Annotated in this window: 22 protein-coding genes; all 22 read right to left on the reverse strand. The window is 67.9% G+C overall.

Translation table 11 applies throughout. The annotated features are described in order from the left end of the window. Positions 1 to 25 precede the first annotated feature (25 nt). The 22 genes from ACUXVE_RS18185 to ACUXVE_RS18290 all read right to left on the reverse strand — a co-directional run bounded on the left by ACUXVE_RS18185 (position 26) and on the right by ACUXVE_RS18290 (position 20,987). Positions 26 to 391, reverse strand: coding sequence for a response regulator (locus ACUXVE_RS18185; protein WP_025878971.1), 366 nt, complete (start codon positions 389 to 391; stop codon positions 26 to 28). Next, a complete protein-coding gene (locus ACUXVE_RS18190) occupies positions 388 to 696 on the reverse strand; it encodes an STAS domain-containing protein (protein WP_059064119.1) in 309 nt (102 codons plus the stop codon). The genes ACUXVE_RS18185 and ACUXVE_RS18190 overlap by 4 nt, the downstream gene beginning before the upstream one ends. Before the next feature lie 94 nt (positions 697 to 790). Next, a complete protein-coding gene (locus tag ACUXVE_RS18195; RefSeq protein WP_445514913.1) occupies positions 791 to 2,155 on the reverse strand; it encodes a chemotaxis protein CheW in 1,365 nt (454 codons plus the stop codon). After that, a complete protein-coding gene (locus ACUXVE_RS18200; protein ID WP_093818241.1) occupies positions 2,152 to 2,934 on the reverse strand; it encodes a ParA family protein in 783 nt (260 codons plus the stop codon). The genes ACUXVE_RS18195 and ACUXVE_RS18200 overlap by 4 nt, the downstream gene beginning before the upstream one ends. Positions 2,935 to 2,938: 4 nt before the next feature. Next, the gene (motD, locus tag ACUXVE_RS18205) at positions 2,939 to 3,952 is read right to left on the reverse strand and encodes a flagellar motor protein MotD (protein ID WP_445514914.1); all 1,014 of its coding nucleotides are present in this window, start codon (positions 3,950 to 3,952) and stop codon (positions 2,939 to 2,941) included. A gap of 1 nt (position 3,953) precedes the next feature. Beyond that, on the reverse strand, positions 3,954 to 4,694 hold the full coding sequence (locus ACUXVE_RS18210; RefSeq protein WP_025878976.1) for a flagellar motor protein: 741 nt from the start codon (positions 4,692 to 4,694) through the stop codon (positions 3,954 to 3,956). 146 nt (positions 4,695 to 4,840) lie between these two features. Beyond that, complete coding sequence (locus tag ACUXVE_RS18215; RefSeq protein WP_222389706.1) at positions 4,841 to 6,667, reverse strand: chemotaxis protein CheA; 1,827 nt, start codon at positions 6,665 to 6,667, stop codon at positions 4,841 to 4,843. Positions 6,668 to 6,669: 2 nt separating this feature from the next. Continuing rightward, a complete protein-coding gene (locus ACUXVE_RS18220) occupies positions 6,670 to 7,275 on the reverse strand; it encodes a protein phosphatase CheZ (protein WP_025878978.1) in 606 nt (201 codons plus the stop codon). After that, a complete protein-coding gene (gene cheY, locus ACUXVE_RS18225; protein WP_005413247.1) occupies positions 7,275 to 7,667 on the reverse strand; it encodes a chemotaxis response regulator CheY in 393 nt (130 codons plus the stop codon). Before cheY ends, ACUXVE_RS18220 begins: the two co-directional genes overlap by 1 nt. 19 nt (positions 7,668 to 7,686) lie before the next feature. Then, a complete protein-coding gene (locus ACUXVE_RS18230; RefSeq protein WP_025878979.1) occupies positions 7,687 to 8,430 on the reverse strand; it encodes an RNA polymerase sigma factor FliA in 744 nt (247 codons plus the stop codon). Beyond that, positions 8,427 to 9,314, reverse strand: coding sequence for a MinD/ParA family ATP-binding protein (locus ACUXVE_RS18235; protein ID WP_025878980.1), 888 nt, complete (start codon positions 9,312 to 9,314; stop codon positions 8,427 to 8,429). Before ACUXVE_RS18235 ends, ACUXVE_RS18230 begins: the two co-directional genes overlap by 4 nt. Next, positions 9,301 to 10,920, reverse strand: a complete 1,620-nt coding sequence (gene flhF, locus ACUXVE_RS18240) for a flagellar biosynthesis protein FlhF (protein WP_093818244.1) — start codon at positions 10,918 to 10,920, stop codon at positions 9,301 to 9,303. Before flhF ends, ACUXVE_RS18235 begins: the two co-directional genes overlap by 14 nt. Positions 10,921 to 11,065: 145 nt before the next feature. After that, entirely contained in the window at positions 11,066 to 13,168 is a 2,103-nt protein-coding gene (gene flhA, locus ACUXVE_RS18245; RefSeq protein ID WP_312402014.1) for a flagellar biosynthesis protein FlhA, read from the reverse strand. Next, entirely contained in the window at positions 13,165 to 14,295 is a 1,131-nt protein-coding gene (flhB, locus tag ACUXVE_RS18250) for a flagellar biosynthesis protein FlhB (RefSeq protein WP_033831035.1), read from the reverse strand. The genes flhA and flhB overlap by 4 nt, the downstream gene beginning before the upstream one ends. 166 nt (positions 14,296 to 14,461) lie before the next feature. Further along, positions 14,462 to 16,591 carry a putative bifunctional diguanylate cyclase/phosphodiesterase gene (locus tag ACUXVE_RS18255; protein ID WP_222389704.1) on the reverse strand — a complete coding sequence of 710 codons (2,130 nt, stop codon included), beginning with the start codon at positions 16,589 to 16,591 and terminating at the stop codon, positions 14,462 to 14,464. Positions 16,592 to 16,752: 161 nt separating this feature from the next. Next, positions 16,753 to 17,544, reverse strand: a complete 792-nt coding sequence (fliR, locus tag ACUXVE_RS18260) for a flagellar biosynthetic protein FliR (RefSeq protein ID WP_105164005.1) — start codon at positions 17,542 to 17,544, stop codon at positions 16,753 to 16,755. A gap of 16 nt (positions 17,545 to 17,560) precedes the next feature. Continuing rightward, entirely contained in the window at positions 17,561 to 17,830 is a 270-nt protein-coding gene (locus ACUXVE_RS18265; protein WP_005413254.1) for a flagellar biosynthetic protein FliQ, read from the reverse strand. 109 nt (positions 17,831 to 17,939) lie between these two features. Then, the gene (gene fliP / locus ACUXVE_RS18270) at positions 17,940 to 18,719 is read right to left on the reverse strand and encodes a flagellar type III secretion system pore protein FliP (RefSeq protein ID WP_099818390.1); all 780 of its coding nucleotides are present in this window, start codon (positions 18,717 to 18,719) and stop codon (positions 17,940 to 17,942) included. Between the two features lies 1 nt (position 18,720). Then, complete coding sequence (fliO, locus tag ACUXVE_RS18275; RefSeq protein ID WP_180167000.1) at positions 18,721 to 19,128, reverse strand: flagellar biosynthetic protein FliO; 408 nt, start codon at positions 19,126 to 19,128, stop codon at positions 18,721 to 18,723. Further along, complete coding sequence (gene fliN, locus ACUXVE_RS18280; protein ID WP_025878988.1) at positions 19,125 to 19,460, reverse strand: flagellar motor switch protein FliN; 336 nt, start codon at positions 19,458 to 19,460, stop codon at positions 19,125 to 19,127. Before fliN ends, fliO begins: the two co-directional genes overlap by 4 nt. Next, a complete protein-coding gene (gene fliM, locus ACUXVE_RS18285; protein WP_025878989.1) occupies positions 19,457 to 20,461 on the reverse strand; it encodes a flagellar motor switch protein FliM in 1,005 nt (334 codons plus the stop codon). The genes fliN and fliM overlap by 4 nt, the downstream gene beginning before the upstream one ends. A gap of 10 nt (positions 20,462 to 20,471) precedes the next feature. Next, positions 20,472 to 20,987, reverse strand: coding sequence for a flagellar basal body-associated FliL family protein (locus ACUXVE_RS18290; RefSeq protein ID WP_025878990.1), 516 nt, complete (start codon positions 20,985 to 20,987; stop codon positions 20,472 to 20,474). Between the last annotated feature and the right edge of the window lie 177 nt (positions 20,988 to 21,164).

Below are 21,164 nucleotides of genomic sequence, written 5' to 3' on the forward strand. Positions count from 1 at the left end.
GAAGAGGGGGAGCAGTGCGGGGCGATCAGCCCAGCACTTTCTGCACGGTGGCGACCAGCTGTTCGGGATTGAACGGCTTGACCAGCCAGCCGGTGGCACCGGCGGCCTTGCCTTCGGACTTCTTGTCCGCTGCCGACTCGGTGGTCAGCATCAGCATCGGCGTGAACTTGTAGTCCGGCAGCTGGCGCAGTTCGCGGATCAGCGCGATGCCGTCCATGTTCGGCATGTTGACGTCGGTGACCACCGCATTGAAGCGCTGGCCTTTGGCACGTCCGAGCGCGACCGCGCCGTCTTCAGCTTCTTCGACGGCAAAACCGGCCGAGGTGAGGGCGAAGGAAACCATCTGGCGCATCGACGCCGAATCGTCCACCACCAAGATACGTGCGCTCATGCAGCGTTCTCCACAGATTTCAGGTTGTCATGGGGTACGTCCAGGCCCAGGGCCTGGGTGACGCCCAACAGGCGTGCAGCGTCACGGAAGGTTGCAGTGCAACCGTGGAAGCCGGTGCCCAGGCCTGCCTCGCGGCGGGCCTGCACGAAGGCGCACAGCACCTGCACGCTGGCGGTGTGGATGCGGCCGACCTGGCTTGCATCCAGGGTCAGCTCGCCTGCTTCCGCCACCAAGGGCGAAAGGCGGTTCTTGAGCTCGGTGCTGCTCTCGATGCCGAGATCCTCACCCAGTTCGACAGTGCTCATCGTTGCTCCGGACAAACGGTTCCAGCATTCATAACGGCACCGTGGGGCGGTTCTTTAGGGGTATCGGCGCTGCGCGCCGATTCAGAGCACGGATTCACCCCAGCAGCTGCGTGGCGTCGAGCAGGATCATCGGCCGCTGGCTGATGCGGGCCACGCCACGGAACAGTTCATTGGAGATCTGGCAGATGCGGGCGGTATCGGGTGGCTCGATCTGCGAGTCGGTCAGGTTGGCGACGTCCTCCACGGCCGACACACGCAGGCCCAGGGTCTCGCCGTTCTCTTCAAGCACGACAATGCGGGTCTGCGCGTCATCCTCGGCGGAGGCCGCACCCAGGTGCAGGCCGAGATCCATCACCGGCACCACCTGGCCACGCAGGTTCATGATGCCGAGCATTTCCGGGGCAGTGCCGCGCAATGGCAGCAACGGCACCGGCAGCACCACTTCCTGCACCTTCAGCAGTTCCAGCGCGTAGGCCTGGGTGCCACAGCGCAGGCGCAGCCAACGCGACGTGCGTTCGCCGGCGCGGCGATTCTGCGGATGCGGGCTGCTGGCGGGCTGATGCGCCTGGGCCTGCAGCTCCTGCCAGGAACCGGGGCGGTTGCTGGAGGGGGTGTCCACCGCGAACTGCGGCGGCGGTGCGACAGCGGCGCGGGTCATCGATGGCATCGGTGCTGGTGCGGGACGCGCGGCGGCCTTGGCAACGGCCGGCGCAGCGATGTCAGCAACCACCTCGCCGTCGGCGGCGGCTTCGAAGGCGGCCTGCAATCCGGGGCTGTCGGTGTGCGCCAGGCTGTCGGCGGCGTCGGTTTCGTAGATCACTTCGTCCGGCAGGTCATCCCAGGTGGGTTCCGGCGCGGGCGGTGCGACAGCGGCAGTGGCCACGGGCGCGGTTTCATGGACAACCTCGGCCGGCAGATCGTCCCAGGTGGGCTCGCGGTCGGCGTCGGCGGCAGGTGCGGCAGCAGCGTCGAAGGCGGCTTCCAGCGTCGCATCATCGTTGGCCGGAGCGGCTGCGACGGTGTCGGTTTCGTAGATCACTTCTGCCGGCAGATCGTCCCAGGTCGGCTCGCGCCCGGTATCGGTCGCGGGCGTGGCAACGGCGGCGAAGGCAGCTTCGAGCGAAGCATCGTCGCTGGCCGGGGCCACTGCGACGGCGTCGGTTTCGTAGATGGCCTCGGCCGGCAGATCGTCCCAGGTCGGCTCGCGTTCGGCGTCGGCCGCAGGCGTGGCGGCCGCGTCGAAGGCGGCTTCCAGCGCCGCATCATCGTTGGCCGGGACGGCTGCGACGGCGTCGGTTTCGTAGATCACTTCCGCCGGCAGATCGTCCCAGGTCGGCTCGCGCTCGCCGTCGGCCGCTGCGCTCGTCGGGCGTGGCGCGGCATCAGCGGCGACCGGTGTGGCGGCAATGTCGCCTAGCAGCTCGTCCAGATAGTCGTCCAGCATGCCGGTGGTGTTCATGCTGCCTGCTCCAGGGCACGTGCGTCCTCACCGAGGATCCAGTTCAACGCGCGTCGATAGGCCGCCAGGCCGCGTCCCGGGTAGTCCTCGCCGATGCTCGGCAGGGTCAGGCCGGCCGCGTTGCTGATGCGGGTGTCGATCGGAATCGCGTCTTCCCAGACGCGGCTTGCGTGGCGGTCCTGCATGGCGCGCAGCGATTCATTGCCGGTGCGGGTGCGGCGGTCGAACAGCGTCGGCAGGATCGAGATCGGCAGCGGCCGGCGGCGCGAACGCTCGACCATCTCGCCGGTGCGGACCATGCCATCCAGGCCGTGCAGGGCCAACGGCTCGGCCTGGGTGGGAATGATCAGGCGATCGGCCGCGGCCAGTGCGTTGATCATCAGCAGGCCCAAGGTCGGTGCGCAGTCCAGCAGGATGTAGTCGTGCTGGCCCTGGTGGCGGGCGAGCGCGTTCTGCAGGGCCAGGCCGAGGCCGGGCTGGTTGGCGCTGCGTCGTTCCAGCGTGGCCAGTGAGGCCTGTGCGCACACGTAATCGAGTCCGCCGATGTTGCTGGCATGGCTGAGCGCGGACAGGTCGGCCGGCGGTGCGCCGAACAGTTCCAGCACGCCGGTCGGTGCCGGCTCGATCGGCACGCCGAAGGCGCGGGTCAGCGAGGCATGCGGATCGAGATCGATCAGCAGCACGCGGTGGCCGAGCGCGGCCAGGCCGCGACCGAGGGCGAGGGTGGTGGTGGTCTTGCCGACTCCGCCCTTCTGGTTGGCGACTGCCCAGATGCGCATCGGATTACTCCTTCATTGCCGGGGGAACGGCGGCGCCGACACGGCTGCCAGCCGGCACCGGTGGCAACTGCACCGGTGCGATGGGGGAAGTGGGGGTGGTGGCCGGTGCGGTGGCGGCCTGTTTGCTGGCGCCGCGGGCAGCGCCGGTGGCGGCATTCAGGCGCTCGCCGAGCGGGTCCACCGAATGACTGGTGTCGGCCAGGATGATGACCATCACCCGCCGGTTGCGATTGCGGCCCTGTGCGGTGTCGTTGGCTTCGCGCGGGCGGAACTGGCCGTAGCCGACCATCGCCAGCCGCGATGGCTGCAGCCCCTGGTCGGCAAACAGATGCACCACGCTGGCCGCGCGCCCGGCCGACAGTTCCCAGTTGGACGGGAAGGTGGCGGTGGCGATTGGCACGTTGTCGGTGTGTCCTTCCACGCGAACGCTGTTGGGCACGTCGCGCAGCACGCCGGCCAGGCTGGCCAGGGTGTCGCGCGCATGCACGTCCAGCGCCGCCGAGCCGGTCGGGAACAGGATGTCGCTGTTGATCTCCACTTCGATCCACAGTTCGGTACGGCGCACGCTGATCATGCCGCGGTCGATCAGTGGCGCCAGCGCCGCGGTCAGGCGGTCGGCGATGCTGTTGAGCTGGCGCTCGGCACGCGCGATCTGTTCCTGGTCGTGCACCGACACCGGCATGCGCATCTGCGAGGCCATCGCCGGCAGCAGGGTGGGGTCGTGCGAGGGCGCGGGAGCGGACGGCCCGATCTTGGTGCCGGACTTGATCACCGACGGGCTGTCCCAGCCGCCGCCCTGCACCTGCTTGTTGCCCACCTGCACCGGATTGATGGTGCGCGGCGCACCACCGAAGGCATCGGTGAGGGCGTCGGCCATGATCCGGTACTTGCCCTCGTTGACCGAGGAGATTGCGTACATGACCACGAAGAAGGCGAGCAGCAGCGTCATCAGGTCGGCATAGGGGATGGCCCATGCCTCGTGATTGGCGTGCTCTTCGTGGTGCTTGCGGCGGGCCATGTCAGTGCAGGAAGCCGGAGAGGTTGGTTTCGATGTTGCGCGGGTTCTCGCCCTGGGCAATCGAGATCAGGCCTTCGATGACCATTTCGCGGTCGCGGCTGGAATGGGCGATGACGCCCTTCAGCTTGGCGGCGATGGGCAGGAACAGCAGGTTGGCCGAGGCGATGCCGTAGATGGTGGCGGTGAACGCGGCGGCGATGCCGTGGCCGAGCTTGCTCGGGTCGGCGAGGTTCTTCATCACCGCGATCAGGCCGAGCACGGCGCCGATGATGCCCAGCGTGGGCGCATAGATGCCCATGCTTTCAAAGACCTTGGCAGCGGCCTGGTCCTGGTGCTCCTGGCTGCCCAGTTCGATCTCCAGCATGTGCCGGATCGATTCGGGTTCAACGCCGTCCACCAGCAGCTGCAGGCCCTTGCGCAGGAACGGGTCCTGCTGCGCTTCCACCTGCGATTCCAGGCCGAGCAGGCCCTGGCGGCGGGCGATGTTGCTCCACTCCACGATCTGCTGGATCAGTTCACGACGGTCGCTGTGCGGCGGCCGCACGACCCAGCGCACGATCTTGAAGGCGTGCTTGAACACCGCTGGCGAGGTGTGCAGCAGGATGGCGGCGATGGTGCCGACGATGACGATCACGAACGCCGCAGGCGACCACAACGACGCCAGGCCGGCGCCCTTGAGGATGCTGCCACCGACCAGCGAGGCCAGGGCGAGGAAAAGTCCAATGAGGCTGAGTCTATCCATGGGTCCGGTATCGGCTTGTATGAATGGGACTTGAGACACCGGTAGGTCGTGTACAGACGGTAGTCACAGTTTTCGGGTCGCCGGGCATGGCCCGGCGCTACCCTGCGGGGCCGTTTCCGGTAGCGCCGGGCCATGCCCGGCGGGCTTCAGCGCAGCCCATCCACGTCCAGGATCAGGGCCATGCGACCATCGCCGATCAAGGTTGCACCGGCATAACCGCGCAGGCCGCGCAGGGCCCTGGGCAGTGGCTTGATGACCACTTCCTCACGGCCGCGCACCTGGTCCACCACCAGCCCGAAGCGTGCTTCACCGGCCTGCAGCACGACGATCGTCAGCAGGGGCGAGGCGGCCGGCGTCACATCCAGCCATTGCCGCAGGTCCACCAGCGGCAGCGTGTGCGAGCGACGGTCAAGCACGGCGCGACCGTCGAACCAGCCCAGCGAGGTGCGCGGCGCATGCAGCACTTCCATCACACGGGCCAGCGGCAGCGCGTAGACGTCTTCGCCGGCCTGCACCAGCAGGGTCGGCAGGATCGCCAGGGTCAGCGGTACGCGGATCATGAAGCGGCTGCCGCGGCCCAGTTCCGACTGGATCTGGATCTGCCCGCTCAGTTCGCGGATGCGTGACTGCACCACGTCCATGCCGACGCCGCGGCCGGAAATGTCGGTGACCTGCTGCTTGGTCGAGAACCCCGGCAGGAACACCAGGTGCAGGCATTCCTCGCTGCTCAGGCGGGCGGCGGCTTCCGGATCGATCAGGCCCTTCTCGCGCGCCTTGGCGCGCAGTTTTTCCGGATCGATGCCGGCACCGTCGTCCTGCACTTCGATGCTGACGTAGTCGCCTTCCTGCTGTGCCGACAGGCGCACGTGGCCCATCCGCGGCTTGCCCTGCGCTTCGCGCAGGTCAGGCATTTCCACGCCATGGTCGATGGCGTTGCGGACCAGGTGCACCAGCGGGTCGGCCAGCGCTTCGACCAGGTTGCGGTCGAGCTCGGTTTCGGCGCCGATCAGTTCCAGGTCCACTTCCTTCTTCAGCGAACGCGCAACGTCGCGCGCCACCTTCGGGAAGCGCGAGAACACCTTGCCGACCGGCTGCATGCGGGTGCGCATCACCGCCGACTGCAGGCGTGCGGTGGCGATATCCAGCGTGGACACGGCGCGGTCCAGTTCTTCGTCGCGCAGGCGCGTGCGCAGCGTCTTCAACCGGTTTCGTGACAGCACCAGTTCGCCGATCAGGTTGACGATGGCGTCCAGGCGCTTGGTGTCCACGCGCACGGTGTGTTCGGCTTCGGCGACAGGCTTGTTGGGTGCGGGCTTGGCAGCGGGCGGGGCCGGCGAGGGCGCCGGTCGCGGTGCCGGTGCCGCAACAGCCGCTGCGGTGGTGTTGCTGCCCGGGGCGGCGCCGCCGTGCAGCTGGTCGAGCAATGCCTCGAACTCGTCCTCGCTGATCATGTCGTCGGCCTTCTTCGCCGCCGCCACGGTTGTCGGCGCCTTGCCGCCATGCAGCTGGTCGAGCAGGGCCTCGAATTCGTCGTCGGTGATCAGGTCGCCGCCGCCCGCACCCGGCGTCGCGGCCGCAGGCGCGGCAGCGCCGCCGCCATGCACGTCGAACTGGGCGACCAGTTCGGGCGGGGCAAAGCCCGGCTCGGTGCCCGAAGACACCGCGTCAAGCATCGATTGCAGGTAATCCAGTGACTGCTGGGCGGCATCGAAGTGATGCGCCTGCAGGACGGCCTGGCCGGCGCGTGCGGCGCCCAGCGCTTCCTCGGCGGCGTGGCACAGCTCGACCATTGCGGTGATGCCGAGGAAACCTGCGCCGCCCTTCAGCGTGTGGTAGCCGCGGAACACCGCGTTGAGCTGTTCATTGTCCTGCGGTGCCTGTTCCAGCGACACCAGCTGTTCGCCGAGGCGATCCAGGATCTCCTGGGCCTCGATGATGAAATCGGCAGTGATGTCGTCGGCTACTGCGCCCATGGTTACAGCCCCAGATCCGACAACAGGTCGTCGGCGTCGTTCTGCGAGACCGCATGGCGGTCCAGTCCCTTCAGTGCCGGCCCAGCCAGTTCCGGATCGGTGCGATGCTGTTCCGGCGGCAGGCCGAGCGCGCCGAAGCCTTCGTGCACGCGGCGGACGATGCCCACCACGCGACGGATGATCTGCCCGGTCAGGTCCTGGTAGCTCTGGGTCAGGGCGATCTCGGTGAGGTTGTGGCGGATGCGGTCGAGCTGTACGTCCTGGCCCGGCTGCAGGCCGTCGGCGCGCAGCTGTTCGGTCAGGCTGCGGCACTCTTCGGCCAGGTCCAGGGTGCGGTGGGTGGCCTGTTCGGTCATCGCCACCACGTGGTCCAGGCGCGCGCAGGCATCGTCCAGCTCGCCGGCTTCATCGGGCACGGTCGGCAGTTCGCCCAGCGCCTGGCCCAGCTCGCGGGCGAGCCGCGAAAGGCCGCTCATCATCGGCTGGGTGCGCAGCGCGACCAGGCCGTCGATGCGCTGGCGCCACGCCGCCTCGTCGCCGGATTCCAGTGCATCCAGTGCTTCCTGCAGGCGCAGGGCGAGGGCGCTCTTGTCGACCGTGGTATCCATCAAGCGCTGGCCGCCAGGCGTTCGAAGATCTTGCCGAGCTTCTCTTCCAGCGTCTGTGCGGTGAACGGCTTGATGATGTAACCGTTCACGCCGTTCTGCGCCGCTTCGATGATCTGCTCGCGCTTGGCTTCGGCAGTCACCATCAGCACCGGCAGGGTCTTCAGCTTGGCATCGGCACGGATGGCCTTGAGCAGTTCGATGCCGGTCATCACCGGCATGTTCCAGTCGGTGACCACGAAGTCGAACGGCTGGCTCTGCAGCAGCGACAGCGCGGCATGCCCGTCCTCGGCTTCGGCGGTATTGGTGAAGCCCAGATCGCCCAGCAGGTTCTTGACGATACGACGCATGGTCGAGAAATCGTCGACGATCAGGATGCGCATGTTCTTGTTCAAAGCAGAGTTCCTTTGTTGATCAGCTCTCGAGGCCGGCGTCGGCCGCCTCGAAAATCTTCAGTCGGCCACGCAGGCGCAGGACCGCCTGGCCGTGGATCTGGCAGACCCGCGACTCGCTCACGCCGAGCACTGCGCCGATCTCCTTCAGGTTCAGTTCCTGCTCGTAGTAGAGCGACAGCACCAGCTGTTCGCGCTCGGGCAGGTGGCCGATGGCATTGCCCAGCTCGCGGCCGAATTCACCGCGCTCCAACACCTGCTGCGGGGTCGGGCCGCCCTGGGCGACGGTGTCCAGCTCGCCCTGGTCTTCAATGCGCGACTCCAGGCTCAGTACCTGGCCGCGCGAGGCGTCCTCCATCAGGCGCAGGTACTCGGGCAGCGGCATCTCCATCGCGGCGGCCACTTCGGTGGCACTCGCGGCGCGGCCGGTGCTCTGCTCCAGGCGGCGGATGGTGGCCGCAGCGTCACGCGCACGGCGGTGCACCGAACGCGGTACCCAGTCGCCACGTCGGATCTCATCGATCATCGAACCACGGATGCGGATCGAGGCGTAGGTCTCGAACGAGGCGCCCTGGTCGGCGTCGTAGCTGCGCGAGGCTTCGATCAGGCCCATCATGCCGGCCTGGATCAGGTCGTCCACCTCAACGCTGGCCGGCAGGCGTGCGGCCAGATGGTGGGCGATGCGCCGCACCAGGTCCGAGTGCTGGGCGATGACCTCGTTGGCCGCCGTGCGCTGGACCTCTCTGTACTGGGCGGCGCCTTTCATGCGGCCACCCCGCGCTGCTTGATGATGCGTTCGAGGAAGAACTCGACGCCCCCGCGCGGCTCGGTCGGTGCCTGCCAGCGGGCGGTGCGGCGGGCGATCTCGGTGATCGCCAGTGCCGACGGGCTGGACGGATAGGCCTTCACCACCGGCTGCTGGCGCTGCACCGACAGGCGCAGCCAGTCGTCCTGCGGCACGCAGCCGAGGTAGTTCAGCGAGACATCGGCGAGGAATTTCTCGCAGACGCGGGTCAGCTTCTCGTACAGCACGCGGCCTTCGTTGGGGTCGCGCACCATGTTGGCCACCACTTGGATGCGGTCCACGCCACGTTCGCGTGACAGCACCTTGATCAGCGCATAGGCGTCGGTGATCGAGGCCGGTTCATCACAGACCACCACCACGGTGTCCTGCGCGGCCTGGCAGAAGGTCAGCACGCCGTCGGTGATGCCGGCGGCGGTGTCCACCACCATGATGTCCAGCTCGCGCTCCAGTTCGGAGAACACGTTGACCAGGCCGACATGCTCGGCCGGGGCCAGCTCGGCCATGTGCCGGCGGCCGGACGCAGCCGGTACCACCAGCACGCCGTTCGGGCCTTCGATGATCACGTCATCCAGGCTGCAGCGGCCAGCGACCAGGTCGGCCAGGGTGTTGGTGGGGCTCAGGCCCAGGATCACGTCGATGTTGGCCAGGCCCAGGTCGGCGTCCAGCAACAGGGTGCGTTTGCCCATTCCGGCAAGCGCCACGGCCAGGTTGGCCGATACGTTGGTCTTGCCGACGCCGCCCTTGCCGCCGGTCACGGCAATCGTGCGCACAGGGCCCAGCGGCTCGCTGCGGGTCGCCGTCAGCGGGAAGGTGGTGGTCAGCTTGGCGTACTCACGCGACGGCATGGTTCAACTCCGGGTTGCAGGGCATATCGGCCGCGCGGCGCAAATCTTCAAGGCGAAGTACAAGATTGGCTGCACTGGCCCGGTGCAGGTCGTCCGGGACGTCCTGGCCATCGGTCACCCAGGTGATCGGCAGCTTGTGGTCCACCGCCACCGACAGGGCGTTGCCGAAGCGGCCGGTCTCGTCCAGCTTGCTCAGCACCAGGCCCTGCAGGTTGGCCGCGCCGAAGCGGCGGACCACCTCGTCCATGTCGCCGAAGCTGGTGTTGGCCGGCAGTACCAGCAGGGTGCGGACCTGGCGGGCGGCGCGCAGCCACTGCAGCTGGGCGGCCAGCGCACGGTCGCGCGGGCCCAGGCCAGCGGTGTCGATCAGCACCAGCTTGTAGTCCTTCAGGCGTTCCAGCAGCTGGTCCAGGTCGGTACCGCTGTTGGCCTCGTGCACGGCGATGCCGAGCTGGCGGCCGTAGCCGTACAGCTGTTCGCGGGCGCCGATGCGCATCGTATCGGTGGTGACCAGGGCGACGTCGCGGGCGGCATGGGCTTCGGCGAAGCGCGAGGCCAGCTTGGCGATGGTGGTGGTCTTGCCGGCGCCGGTCGGGCCGACCAGGGCGATCACGCCGCCTTCCTCCATCGGATCGACCGGGGCGATCGGCAGCTTGCGCGAGATCAGCCCCAGCATCAGGCCGCGGCCGCGATGCGCTTCGGTTTCCAGCGGGATCTGCATGGCCACGTCGCGGGCGATGCCGGCATCGAAGCCGTACTCGTCCATCAGGTCCAGTGCCGTAGCGCGCACCGGACTACCGCGCAGGCGCTCGTCGGTGAAGCGGTTCATCTCGCGCTCGATCACCTGGCGCATGCCGGCCACTTCCTGGCGCAGGTGGCGGATCTCGGCGTCATCGGCGACCAGGGTCAGCGCGGGTGCTGGCGCCAGCGCCGGCATCGGTGCCGGTGCAGCCTCGGTCGGCTGCACGGCAACCGGCGCGCGTGAGGCTTCGTCTTCGGGGGCCGTGGTGGCCTGCAGTGCAACCGGCAACGGCGGCGGCGTCACTGCCGGCATCTGCGCGCTGTCTTCCAGCGGCGGGTCGATCTGGAAGCGGGCGCGGTTCACCGGCGCGGCTGCCGCAGGCGAGGGCGCCACGATGGCGTCGGCAAACGGGGCGAAGATCTGTTCCGGCAGCGTCGCTTCATTGACGGCGGCACGCGCCAGGGTGGAGGCGAAGCCGGTGCTGCCACGCGTCGGCACGATCTCGTCGGCGCTGTCCAGGGTGCGGCCGGTAGCGCCGACGGCGGCGCGGGCCAGAGCGGCGACGGCCGAGGTGGTGGCGGCCACCGGCTCCGGTGCCGGGGTGCCGCTGCGACGGCGGGTGACCGCGGCGATCACTGCGTCGGCCGCGCTGCGCGGCTTCGGCGCGGGCGGCGGTGCCACGTCGCGGCGCGACGCTTCCAGGGCGCGCTGTACGGCGCTCTCATCGTAGTTGGCGGCGGCCACGATCTCGATGCCTTCCTCGATCCGGCGGTTGGACAGGATCACGGCATCAGGACCATGTTCCTTGCGCACCAGGTTCATGGCCGAGCGCATGTCGGCGGCGACGAATCGTTTGATTTTCATGCTGTGGTCACGGGACGAAGTCGGCGGAGTGGCGGTCGGAGAACGCGGATGGTCGGTGGTCTGCACGGTTCGGGTTCCCCTCGGAATCTGTCTGTTGCGGGTGTTTGAAAGTGGTGTCTGTTTTCTGGCGCGTTGCAGGGCTGCGTCAGCTGATCGTTCCGACCAGCTTCAGGCGCTTGTCCTCCGGCACCTCGCTGTAGGCCAGGACCGACAGCGACGGAACGCTGTGGCGGACCAGGCGGGCCAGCGCGGCTCGCACCGGGCCAGGTACCAGCACCACCGCGGGCTCGTTGCGGGCTTCCTGCTTGCTGACACATTCGGCCAGGCTCTGGTGCAGTCGCTCAGCGAGTCCGGGTTCCAGCGCGGCGCCGTTGCCCTGCGTGGACTCCTGCAAGACACGTTCCAATTGCGGGTTGAGGGTGAACACCGGCAGCTCCGCCGACATTCCGGCGATCTCCTGCACGATGAAGCGGCCCAGTGCGGTGCGCACGGCGGCGGTCAGCGTGGCCGGGTCCTGGCTGTGCGGGGCGTGTTCGACCAGTGCTTCGGCGATCTTGCGCAGCTGGCGGATCGGAATGCGTTCGACCAGCAGGTTCTGCAGCACGCGCACCACCGCCGACAGCGGCAGCGCCTTCGGCGTCAGATCTTCGACGAGCTTGGGCGCGCTCTTGGCCAGGTTGGCCAGCAGGTGCTGCACTTCCTCGTGGCCGAGCAGTTCCGGTGCGTGCTCGCGGATCAGGTGCGAAAGGTGGGTGGCCACCACCGTGGCCGGGTCGACCACGGTATAGCCCAGGGTTTCGGCCTGGGCGCGCTGGTGTGGCTGGATCCAGGTCGCATCCAGGCCGAAGGCCGGATCCTTGCCGGCGATGCCTTCCAGCGGGCCGAGGGCACTGCCCGGGTCCAGCGCCAGTTCGCGGTCGGGATGGATCTCGGCAGTGGCCACCGGCACGCCATGCACCAGTACCCGGTAGCCGTTGGCCGGCAGTTCCAGGTTGTCGCGGATGTGCACCGAGGGAATCAGGAAGCCGACGTCCTGGGTCAGCTTGCGGCGCACGCCCTTGATGCGCGGCATCAGCTCGCCGCCCTGGTTGCTGTCCACCAGCGAAATCAATCGATAGCCCACTTCCAGGCCCAGCGGATCGACCGGGCGCAGCTCGTCCCAGCTCAGTTCCGCGGTGGGTGCGGGGGCCGCGGGGCGGCCCAGCGCGTTCAGTGCGTTGGCATCGCCTGCAGCGGTGTCGGCCTGCGCCGGCACCAGGCCCTTGCGGTACACCTTCCAGGCGATGAAGCCGAGGATGGCCGCCAGCGTCAGGAAAGCGACGTTGGGCATGCCCGGCACCAGGCCGACCACGCCGAGGATGCCGGCGGTGATGGCCAGCGCACGGTACTGGCCAAACACCTGGCCGGTCATCGCCTGCGCCATGTCCTGCGAGCGCGAGGCACGGGTAACCAGCATCGCCACCGCGCTGGAGACCAGCAGCGCCGGCAGCTGCGCCACCAGGCCATCACCGATCGACAGCAGGGTGTAGGTGGCGGCGGCATCGCCGAACGGCATGCCATGCTGCAGCACGCCCACGGCCAGGCCGCCCAGCATGTTGATGAACAGGATCAGGATGCCGGCGATCGCGTCGCCGCGGATGAACTTGCTGGCACCGTCCATCGCACCGTAGAAGTCCGCTTCCTCGCGTACTTCCTCGCGGCGCAGCTTGGCTTCCTCGCGCGTCAGCAAACCGGCGTTGAGGTCGGCGTCGATCGCCATCTGCTTGCCGGGCATGGCGTCAAGGATGAAGCGCGCGGTCACTTCCGAGACGCGGCCGGCGCCCTTGGTGATGACCACGAAATTGATGATGGTCAGGATCGCGAAGACCACGATGCCGACGGCGTAGTTGCCGCCGATCACGAATTCACCGAATGCGGCGATCACCTTGCCGGCTGCATCGTGGCCGTTCTGGCCGTTGAGCAGGATCACGCGGGTGGAGGCCACGTTCAGCGCCAGCCGCAGCATGGTGGTGATCAGCAGCACGATCGGGAAGATGGTGAAATCCAGCGGGCGCTTCACGTAGACCACCGCCAGCAGCACCATCAGCGAGATGGCGATGTTGAAGGTGAACAGTGCGTCGAGCACCGGCGCGGCCAGCGGCACCACGACCATGGCCAGCAGGGCTAGCACGATCAGCGGCGCGCCAAGGCCCTGGCGGATCATTTCAAGCGCGCGGCGGGTATTGAAGCTGGATGCCTGGGCGCTCATGGACGGCCCCCGTTGCCGAACTCATCAACCTGGATGTGTGGCGTGGACGGCATCGGGCCGGTCCGCCAGCTGCGCAGCTGGTAGACGTAAGAGAGGACCTGGGCGACGGCTGAATACAGTCTCACGGGGATTTCCTTGCCGAGTTGGCCTTCCCGATACAAGGCGCGTGCCAAAGGCGGGGCAGAGACGATGGCGACCTTGTTGCCGTCGGCCACTTCACGGATGCGCAAGGCGGTTTCATCCACGCCCAGGGCGACCACGGTGGGGGCATTCATGGCCCCGCCTTCGTACTTCAGGGCCACCGCGTAGTGGGTGGGGTTGACCACCACCACGTCGGCAGTGGGGACCGCCTCCATCATCCGGCGGTTGGCCATCTGCTGCTGCAGCTGGCGGATGCGGCCCTTCACTTCCGGGCTGCCTTCGCTTTCCTTCATCTCCCGGCGCAGCTCCTCGCGGGTCATCTTCAGCTTGCGCATCCAGTTCCAGCGCTGGTACGGCGCGTCGATGGCGGCCAGCACCAGCATCGCCCCGGCGGTGGCCAGCAGCAGCCGCAGGGTGAAGCCCAGGCCGTCGCCGATGGCCGTTTCCAGCGGCTGGTGGATCAGCCCGCGCAGGGTGTTGAAGCTGGTCCAGACCACCATGCCGGCGGCGACGCCGACGAAGGCCACCCGCAGCAGCGACTTGATGAACTCGGCGATGGCTTCCGGGCCATACAGGCGCTTGAGCCCGCTCATCGGGTTCATGCGGTTGATGTCGGGCATCATCGCCTTGGCCGACCAGCGCAGGCCGCCCATCACCACCGGCGCCAGGAAACTGGCCAGCAGGCAGACCAGCACCAGCGGGGCGATCACCCACATCAGCTGCAGCAGCAGGTCGCCGAAGTGGCCGAACAGCGCCTTCGGGTGCTGGCGCAGGCTCTGTTCGGGGCTGAGCGCATGGCGCATCCAGGCGCTGGCGCCGCTGGCCATCGAGCCGCTCATGGCCATTACCGCGATCACCCCGGCGCCGAACACGGCGGCCGTGCCCAGTTCACGCGAGCGCGGCAGGTTGCCCTGTTCGCGGGCGTCGCGCAGGCGTTTTTCTGTCGGTTGTTCGGTTTTTTCGCCGGCGGATTCGTTCTCGGACATCACAGGCACTGCAGCAGGGGATGCCGGGGTGCGTGCAAGAATCGTTCCGTTGCGGGTGCATGTGCCAACCGAAGTTGGCGCCTGCCGGAGCAGGTACCGGTAGCGCCGGGCCATGCCCGGTGAGCGGGCAGCCTGGATCATTGCATCCGCCGGGCATGGCCCGGCGCTACCCCGGGGGCCGGTCCGGCGGGCTCTGCGCCAGTTCCACCCGTGGCCGTGGCAGGTCGTGCAGCTGCATGAAGCGGGCCGCGTCCACCGGGCGGCCCAGCAGGAATCCCTGCAGGTAGTCGCAGCCCAGCCGCTCCAGGTAGGCGCGCTGCGCGGCGGTCTCCACGCCCTCGGCCACGATGTCCATGTCCAGCGCATGGCCCAGCGCAACGATGGCCGACACGATCACCACGTCTTCGGCGCTGTGTTCCAGGTCGCGCACGAATGCGTGGTCGATCTTGATCTCGGTGGCCGGCAGGCGCTTGAGGTACAGCAGGCTGGAGTAGCCGGTGCCGAAATCATCGATGGAGATGCCGACGCCCAGGGCGGAGAAGCTCTGCAGCAGGCGCAGGCTGGTATCGGTATCGCGCATCACCGTGCTTTCGGTGATCTCCAGCACCAGGTTGCGCGGGGCGATCGCGTAGCGCTCGATCACCTCGCGTACGTCCTGCAGCAGGTGCGGCGAACTGAACTGCACCGGTGACAGGTTCACCGACATCGTCCAGCCTTCGTGGCCGGCATCGTGCCAATGGCGCAGCTGCTGGCAGGCCTGGTCCAGTGCCCAGCGGCCGATCTCGTTGATGGCGCCACTGCGCTCGGCCAGGCGGATGAAGCGGTCCGGCGGAATCAGGCCCTGTTCCGGGTGACGCCAGCGGATGAGTGCTTCGGCGCCAGCCACCTTCTGCGTAGCCACGCGGATCTTCGGCTGGTAATGCAGGAACAACTGCTCGCTGCCGATTGCCCGGCGCAGGTCGGCCAGCAGGCGGAACTGCTGCTCGGCGCTGTCGTTCATCCAGTCGGCGAACAGCACGAACGCGTTGCGGCCCGACTCCTTGGCCTGGTACATCGCTGCATCGGCGAAGGCCATCAGCTGACGTTCGCTGGCGGCATGGTCAGGGCAGATCGCGATGCCGATGCTGGCGCTCACCTGCAGCTCGTGGTCCGGCAGCAGCGGGCCGCTGCCCACCGCCTGCAGGATGCGCCGGGCCAGGGTCGGCAGGTCCTCGTCCTGTTCGATGCGCACCACCAGCACGAATTCGTCGCCGCCCAGCCGTGCCAGCATGTCGTGCGGCCGCAGCAGCTGGCGGGTGCGTTCTGCCACGGCCACCAGCAGCGCATCGCCGGCCTGGTGGCCATAGGCATCGTTGACCTGCTTGAAGCCATCCAGGTCCATGAACATCACCGCGAAGCGGCTGCCGCCCTGTTCGGCCTCGGCCAGAGCCTGCAGGATGCGCCGCTGCAGCAGCAGCCGGTTCGGCAGGCGGGTGAGCGGGTCATGCAGCGCGGCCTGGGTCAGTTCCTGCTGGGCGTCGGTCAGGGAGGTGCTGAGCAGCGAATTGCGCAGGCGCAACAGCTGCGCCTCCACCCGCTGGTCCAGCCAGGACACCACCAGCACCACCGCCAGGATCGCCACGGTCAGCACCACCACCAGCATCGCCAGCCAGTTGTTCTGCAGGCCATCGCCCACCGCTGCGCCGCAGACGCTGCCTTCCGGGAAGCGGGCAGCGGCCATGCCGGTGTAGTGCATGCCGACGATGGCCAGGCCGAGCAGGCCGGCGGCGGCCAGGCGGTCGCCGATGCGGGTGTGCTGCGCGCGCAGGCGGAAGGCCACGTACAAGGCAGTCCACGACGCGGCCACCGCGACCAGCAGCGACAGCAGCAGCCACACCGGCTGGTAGTCGATGCCCGGTTGCATGCGCATTGCGGCCATGCCCACGTAGTGCATGCTGGCGATGCCGCTGCCCATCAGCAGCGCTCCGCCGGCCAGGCGGGGATGGGGCAGGGTGCGCAGCGATACCAGCCAGAGCGCGAAGACCGACGAGCCGATTGCCAGTGCCAGCGACAGCAGGGTGATGGGCAGGTCGTAGCCCAAGGGAATGGGCAGGTCGAAGGCGAGCATGCCGATGAAGTGCATCGACCAGATGCCCAGCCCCATCGCAAAACCGCCGCCCAGGCGCCACCACCAGGTCGCGCCCTTGCCGGGCGCGGTGACGGTGCGCCCGGCCATCGCCAGTGCGGTGTAGGACGCCATCACTGCAACCAGCAGTGAGGTCGCCACCAGCCATGGGTTGTACGTGCCTACCAGCATTCGTCAGTCTCCCGGACCTGCCTGTCAACGGAAAAACTACGGTGGGGCATGCGCAAGGCAGGCGACCAGAGCCGCCGGTTGCAGCGTCCCCCCGGTCGCTGCGCATTCACTCTAACGCGGGCACCGGGGGGGACGGCAAGCAGCAGAACGTGACGACCACGTCAGCGGGTCACCGCATCGGCGGCCTGGAAGGCAGCATCGAACAGGCGCTGCACCGGCGGCCCCATTTCACCGACCAGCAGGGTCAGCAGGAACAGGCCCAGCAGCAGCGAGACCGGCAGGCCCAGCTGGATCGGATTCAGTGCCGGCGCGGCGCGGGCCAGCACGCCGAAGGCCAGGTTGACCGCCAGCATCGCCACGGTCAGCGGGATGGCCAGAGTCAGCGCGCCACGCAGCACGGTCAGCAGGAAGGTCGGGGCGATGCTGAAGAAGGCATGCGGGTCCGGCAGGGGCGCGCCGATGGGCAGGGCGCGGTAGCTGTCCACCACCAGCGAGATCAGTGCCAGGTGGCCGTTGGCGGTGAAGAACAGCAGGCCGAACAACAGATAGAACCACTGGCCGATGACACCGGAGGTGCCGCCGCGCAGCGGGTCGCTCATCTGTGCAAACGCCAGGCCGGTGCCCTGGGCGACCAGTTCGCCGGCCATGGCGCCAGCCTCGAACACCAGCCGCAGCATGAAACCGATGGCCACGCCGATCGCCAGCTCGCGGGCGATGGTCAGCACGGTAGCGGCGTCGAAACCGGTCCAGTCCGGTACCGGCGGCAGCAGCGGCGCCAACGCAATTGCCAGGGTGCCGGCCAGCATCACCCGCACCCGGCCGGGCACGGCGCGGGTACCGATCATCGGCATCGCCATGGCCACTGCGCCGATGCGCAGCATGGTCCACAGCACAGTGCCGATCATGCCGAAGGCGTTCAGGCCGTCGGCAGCCATCTGGGTGGCGGCGTCCATCTGCGTGCGCGTCCGTCTAGCCGATCAGGTGCGGGATGCGCTGGAACAGCAGCGTGGTGAATTCGACCAGATGGCCGATCAGCAGGCTGCCCAGTGCAAACAAAACGGCAGTGAGGGCTGCGGCCTTGGCAACGAAGGCGATGGTCGGCTCGTTGAGCTGGGTCGCCGCCTGCACCACGCCCACCACCACGCCGACCACCAGTACGGTCAGCAGCAGCGGGCCGGCCACCCAGAGCACGGTAATCAGGCCGCCACGCAGTTCGGTCAAGGCAAGTTCGGGGGACATCATGGTTCCATCGGTAGCGCCGGGCCACGCCCGGCGGTGGTCAATGCGGCGTCCGGCACTGCCCGGCGTCGCCTCTGTAGAGCCGAGCCATGCTCGGCTGACCTTCGGATCAGGCCGGATTGAAGCTGGCCGCCAGCGTGCCGACGGTCAGCACCCAACCATCGACCAGCACGAACAGCAGGATCTTGAACGGCGCAGAGACCAGCATGGGCGACAGCATCATCATGCCCATCGACATCAGCACGCTGGCCACGACCAGATCGATGATCACGAACGGGATGAAGATCAGGAAGCCGATCTCGAAGGCGGTCTTCAGTTCGCTGGTGACGAACGACGCAACCAGCACCGGGAACGGAATCGCATCAGGGCTGGCGTAGGTGCCGTGACCGGCGATGCCGGCGAAGGTCATCAGGTCGGTCTCGCGGATCTGCGCCAGCATGAAGGCGCGCAGCGGCGTGGTGGTCAGCGTCCAGGCAGTCTGGAAGTCGATCTCGCCATTGAGGTACGGCGCCATGCCGGTGCTCCAGGCCTTGTCCCAGGTCGGCAGCATGATCATCGCGGTGAGGAACAGGGCCAGGCCCAGCAGGACCTGGTTGGACGGCGTCTGGCCGGTGCCCAGCGCCTGCCGCAGCAGGCCCAGCACGATGATGATGCGGGTGAAGGAGGTCAGCACCAGCAGCATCGACGGGATCAGGGTGATCGCCGTCATCAACAGCAGTGTCTGCAACGGCAGGCTGACCGGCGCACCGCCGATCTTGCCGACGTTGATGTCCGGCAGCGGCGTGGACGGCGCACCCGGGGCGGCGAACGCCAACGCAGGCAGCAGGCACAGGGCGATCAGGCTCAGCCACGGCAGCAGGGTGGCAAGACGGGAACGGGTCACACGCATGTCAGGGGTCCTTGCGCAGCCGCTGTTGCAGCAGCTGGGCGAAATTCGGCAGGTTCTTCAGGTCGGGTACGCGTACCGGCGCAGGCGGTGGCAGCGGTTCGGGCAGGGTGTGCAGGGCGTTGATGCCACCGGCGGTCACGCCCAGCAGCAGTTGCTGGCCATTGACCTCGACCACCACCACGCGCTCCTTGGCGCCGACATTCAGGCTCGCCACCAGCTTCATGCCCTCGGCCGGGCGGAAGCCGCTGCCGGGCAGGCGCTTGAGCAGCCAGCCCAGGCCGATGACCAGGGCCAGCACTGCCAGCAGGGCCAGCACCGCACCGAACAGGCTCGGTGCGGCCGGCGCATGCTGGCCGATCTGCGGGGCCGTCTTGGCGACGGCCAGGGCGGTGGCGGCGAGCAGGCTCAACGCAGTCTCCGGATCCGCTCGCTGGGGCTGACCACATCGGTCAGGCGCACGCCGAAGCGGTCGTTGATCACCACCACTTCGCCATGGGCGATCAGCGTGCCGTTGACGAACACGTCCAGCGATTCGCCGGCACCCCGTTCCAGCTCGACCACCGAGCCCTGGTTGAGCTGCAGCAGGTTGCGGATCGGCAGGCGGGCGCGGCCGACTTCCAGCGACAGCGTCACCGGCACGTCGAGGATCACGTCCAGGTTCAAATCCGGGCCGGTCGCTTCATCGGCCTGCAGGTTGCTGAACTGGGCCGGGGTCGGTTCGAGGGCGTCGATATCGTTCATTGCGGGTCTTCCTGGATGACGGGTACGCGCGGACGGGTGCCCGGCGGATGGGTAGCGGTGATCTTTACGGCGTTCATGCCGTTGGCGACGCCGAACTCACCGGTGAACACCGGGATGTTCTCCACGCACAGCGGCACCTGCGGGCTCAGGTCGATCGGCAGGATGTCGCCGACCTTCAGCCGGGTCAGGTCGCGCAGGGTCATGCGCTTGCTGGCCAGTACGCTGGACAGGGTCACTTCGGCCACGTTGAGCTGCTCGCGCAGGGTGCGGCCCCAGCTCTCGTCGCGGTCGTTGCGGTCACTCTGGATGCCGGCGTCGAGCAGTTCGCGGATCGGCTCCAGCATCGAGTAGGGCAGGGTCACGTGGATGTCACCGCCACCGCCGTCGAGTTCGACATGCAGGCGGCACACCACCACGTATTCGCGCGGCGTCACGATGTTGGCGAAGTGCGGGTTGATCTCCGAGTTGATGTACTCGAACTCCACGTCCATCACCGGTGCCCACGCTTCGCGCAGGTCGGCGAAGGTCTGCTTCAGCAGCAGGTGGATCACCCGCATCTCGGTGGCGGTGAACTCACGGCCTTCGATGCGCGTCGGGTAGCGCCCGTCGCCGCCGAAGAAGTTGTCGACGATGGCGAACACCAGGGTCGGTTCGAACACGATCAGGCCGGTACCGCGCAGTGGCTTGAAGCGGATCAGGTTCAGGTTGGTCGGCACATACAGCGAGTGCATGTAGTCGTTGAACTTGATCAGCTCGATGCCGCGCACGGACAGTTCGGCCGAACGCCGGATCAGGTTGAACAGGCCGATCCGCCACAGGCGCGCAAAGCGCTCGTGGACCATTTCCAGGGTCGGCATGCGACCGCGGATGATGCGGTCCTGGCTGGCGAAATCGTAGGAGCGTGCTTCGCCACTGGGGGCGTCCGGCTCGGTTTCGACCGCGCCACTGTCCACGCCATGCAACAGGGCATCGATCTCATCCTGGGACAGCAGGTCATTCATCGGGGAGCCCTTACTGGGTCACGAAGCTGGTGAACAGCAGGTCGTCGGCACCGTTGCTGCCGGTCTCGGCCTTCAGCACCTTCTGCACTTCGGCCAGCGAATCGGCCTGCAGCTTCTGCTTGCCGGCGATGTCGGCGATCTGCTGCGGGCTGACCTGCGAGAACAGCATCAGCAGGCGCGCGCGGATGGCCGGGGCATGGGTCTTGATCGCTTCCAGCGCGGCCGGATCGCGGGTCATCAGCTGCACTTCCACCTGCAGGTAGCGCGGGCCGTCGATAGAGCCGTTGAGGTTGACCACGAATGCCGGTTCCAGCGCGAAGTACTGGGCCGGGGCCGGGGTGGTGGTCTTCTTCGGCGCCTGCGCGGTCTTGTCTTCGTGCTTGGACTGGGTGAAGAACCAGACGCCGCCACCGGCGGCACCGGCGGCCAGTACGGCGACCAGGGCGGTGATCAGGATCGGACTGCGCGGCTTGGCGGTCTTGTCCTTGTCGGCGGTCTTCTTGGTTTTGTCAGCGGCTGCGGCCACGGGGTGAAGCTCCTGAGGGTTGCTTCACCGGGATATGCAAGGGGTGTGCCGGAGTGGCCGGGGAGGGCGGTGACGGAATTCCGTCGGGTGTTCATATCGGCAGCGCCGGGCCATGCCCGGCGGAATGTCGGGAATCCGCCGGGCATGGCCCGCGCTACCCGTGTTCTGCCAGGTGCC

It is taken from the genome of Stenotrophomonas sp. 3(2025) (assembly GCF_052665395.1).

What these genes read in the sequence shown, in the direction of transcription:
- motD (WP_445514914.1), bottom strand. Translation starts at nt 3,952, where the DNA reads ATGGCCCGCCGCAAGCACCACGAAGAGCACGCCAATCACGAGGCATGG.
- ACUXVE_RS18200 (WP_093818241.1), bottom strand. Translation starts at nt 2,934, where the DNA reads ATGCGCATCTGGGCAGTCGCCAACCAGAAGGGCGGAGTCGGCAAGACC.
- ACUXVE_RS18230 (WP_025878979.1), bottom strand. Translation starts at nt 8,430, where the DNA reads ATGAAAGGCGCCGCCCAGTACAGAGAGGTCCAGCGCACGGCGGCCAAC.
- ACUXVE_RS18195 (WP_445514913.1), bottom strand. Translation starts at nt 2,155, where the DNA reads ATGAACACCACCGGCATGCTGGACGACTATCTGGACGAGCTGCTAGGC.
- fliP (WP_099818390.1), bottom strand. Translation starts at nt 18,719, where the DNA reads ATGCGTGTGACCCGTTCCCGTCTTGCCACCCTGCTGCCGTGGCTGAGC.
- flhF (WP_093818244.1), bottom strand. Translation starts at nt 10,920, where the DNA reads ATGAAAATCAAACGATTCGTCGCCGCCGACATGCGCTCGGCCATGAAC.
- fliM (WP_025878989.1), bottom strand. Translation starts at nt 20,461, where the DNA reads ATGAATGACCTGCTGTCCCAGGATGAGATCGATGCCCTGTTGCATGGC.
- ACUXVE_RS18265 (WP_005413254.1), bottom strand. Translation starts at nt 17,830, where the DNA reads ATGTCCCCCGAACTTGCCTTGACCGAACTGCGTGGCGGCCTGATTACC.
- flhB (WP_033831035.1), bottom strand. Translation starts at nt 14,295, where the DNA reads ATGTCCGAGAACGAATCCGCCGGCGAAAAAACCGAACAACCGACAGAA.
- ACUXVE_RS18220 (WP_025878978.1), bottom strand. Translation starts at nt 7,275, where the DNA reads ATGGATACCACGGTCGACAAGAGCGCCCTCGCCCTGCGCCTGCAGGAA.
- fliN (WP_025878988.1), bottom strand. Translation starts at nt 19,460, where the DNA reads ATGAACGATATCGACGCCCTCGAACCGACCCCGGCCCAGTTCAGCAAC.
- ACUXVE_RS18190 (WP_059064119.1), bottom strand. Translation starts at nt 696, where the DNA reads ATGAGCACTGTCGAACTGGGTGAGGATCTCGGCATCGAGAGCAGCACC.
- fliR (WP_105164005.1), bottom strand. Translation starts at nt 17,544, where the DNA reads ATGGACGCCGCCACCCAGATGGCTGCCGACGGCCTGAACGCCTTCGGC.
- ACUXVE_RS18255 (WP_222389704.1), bottom strand. Translation starts at nt 16,591, where the DNA reads ATGCTGGTAGGCACGTACAACCCATGGCTGGTGGCGACCTCACTGCTG.
- ACUXVE_RS18235 (WP_025878980.1), bottom strand. Translation starts at nt 9,314, where the DNA reads ATGCCGTCGCGTGAGTACGCCAAGCTGACCACCACCTTCCCGCTGACG.
- ACUXVE_RS18215 (WP_222389706.1), bottom strand. Translation starts at nt 6,667, where the DNA reads ATGGGCGCAGTAGCCGACGACATCACTGCCGATTTCATCATCGAGGCC.
- flhA (WP_312402014.1), bottom strand. Translation starts at nt 13,168, where the DNA reads ATGAGCGCCCAGGCATCCAGCTTCAATACCCGCCGCGCGCTTGAAATG.
- ACUXVE_RS18210 (WP_025878976.1), bottom strand. Translation starts at nt 4,694, where the DNA reads ATGGATAGACTCAGCCTCATTGGACTTTTCCTCGCCCTGGCCTCGCTG.
- ACUXVE_RS18185 (WP_025878971.1), bottom strand. Translation starts at nt 391, where the DNA reads ATGAGCGCACGTATCTTGGTGGTGGACGATTCGGCGTCGATGCGCCAG.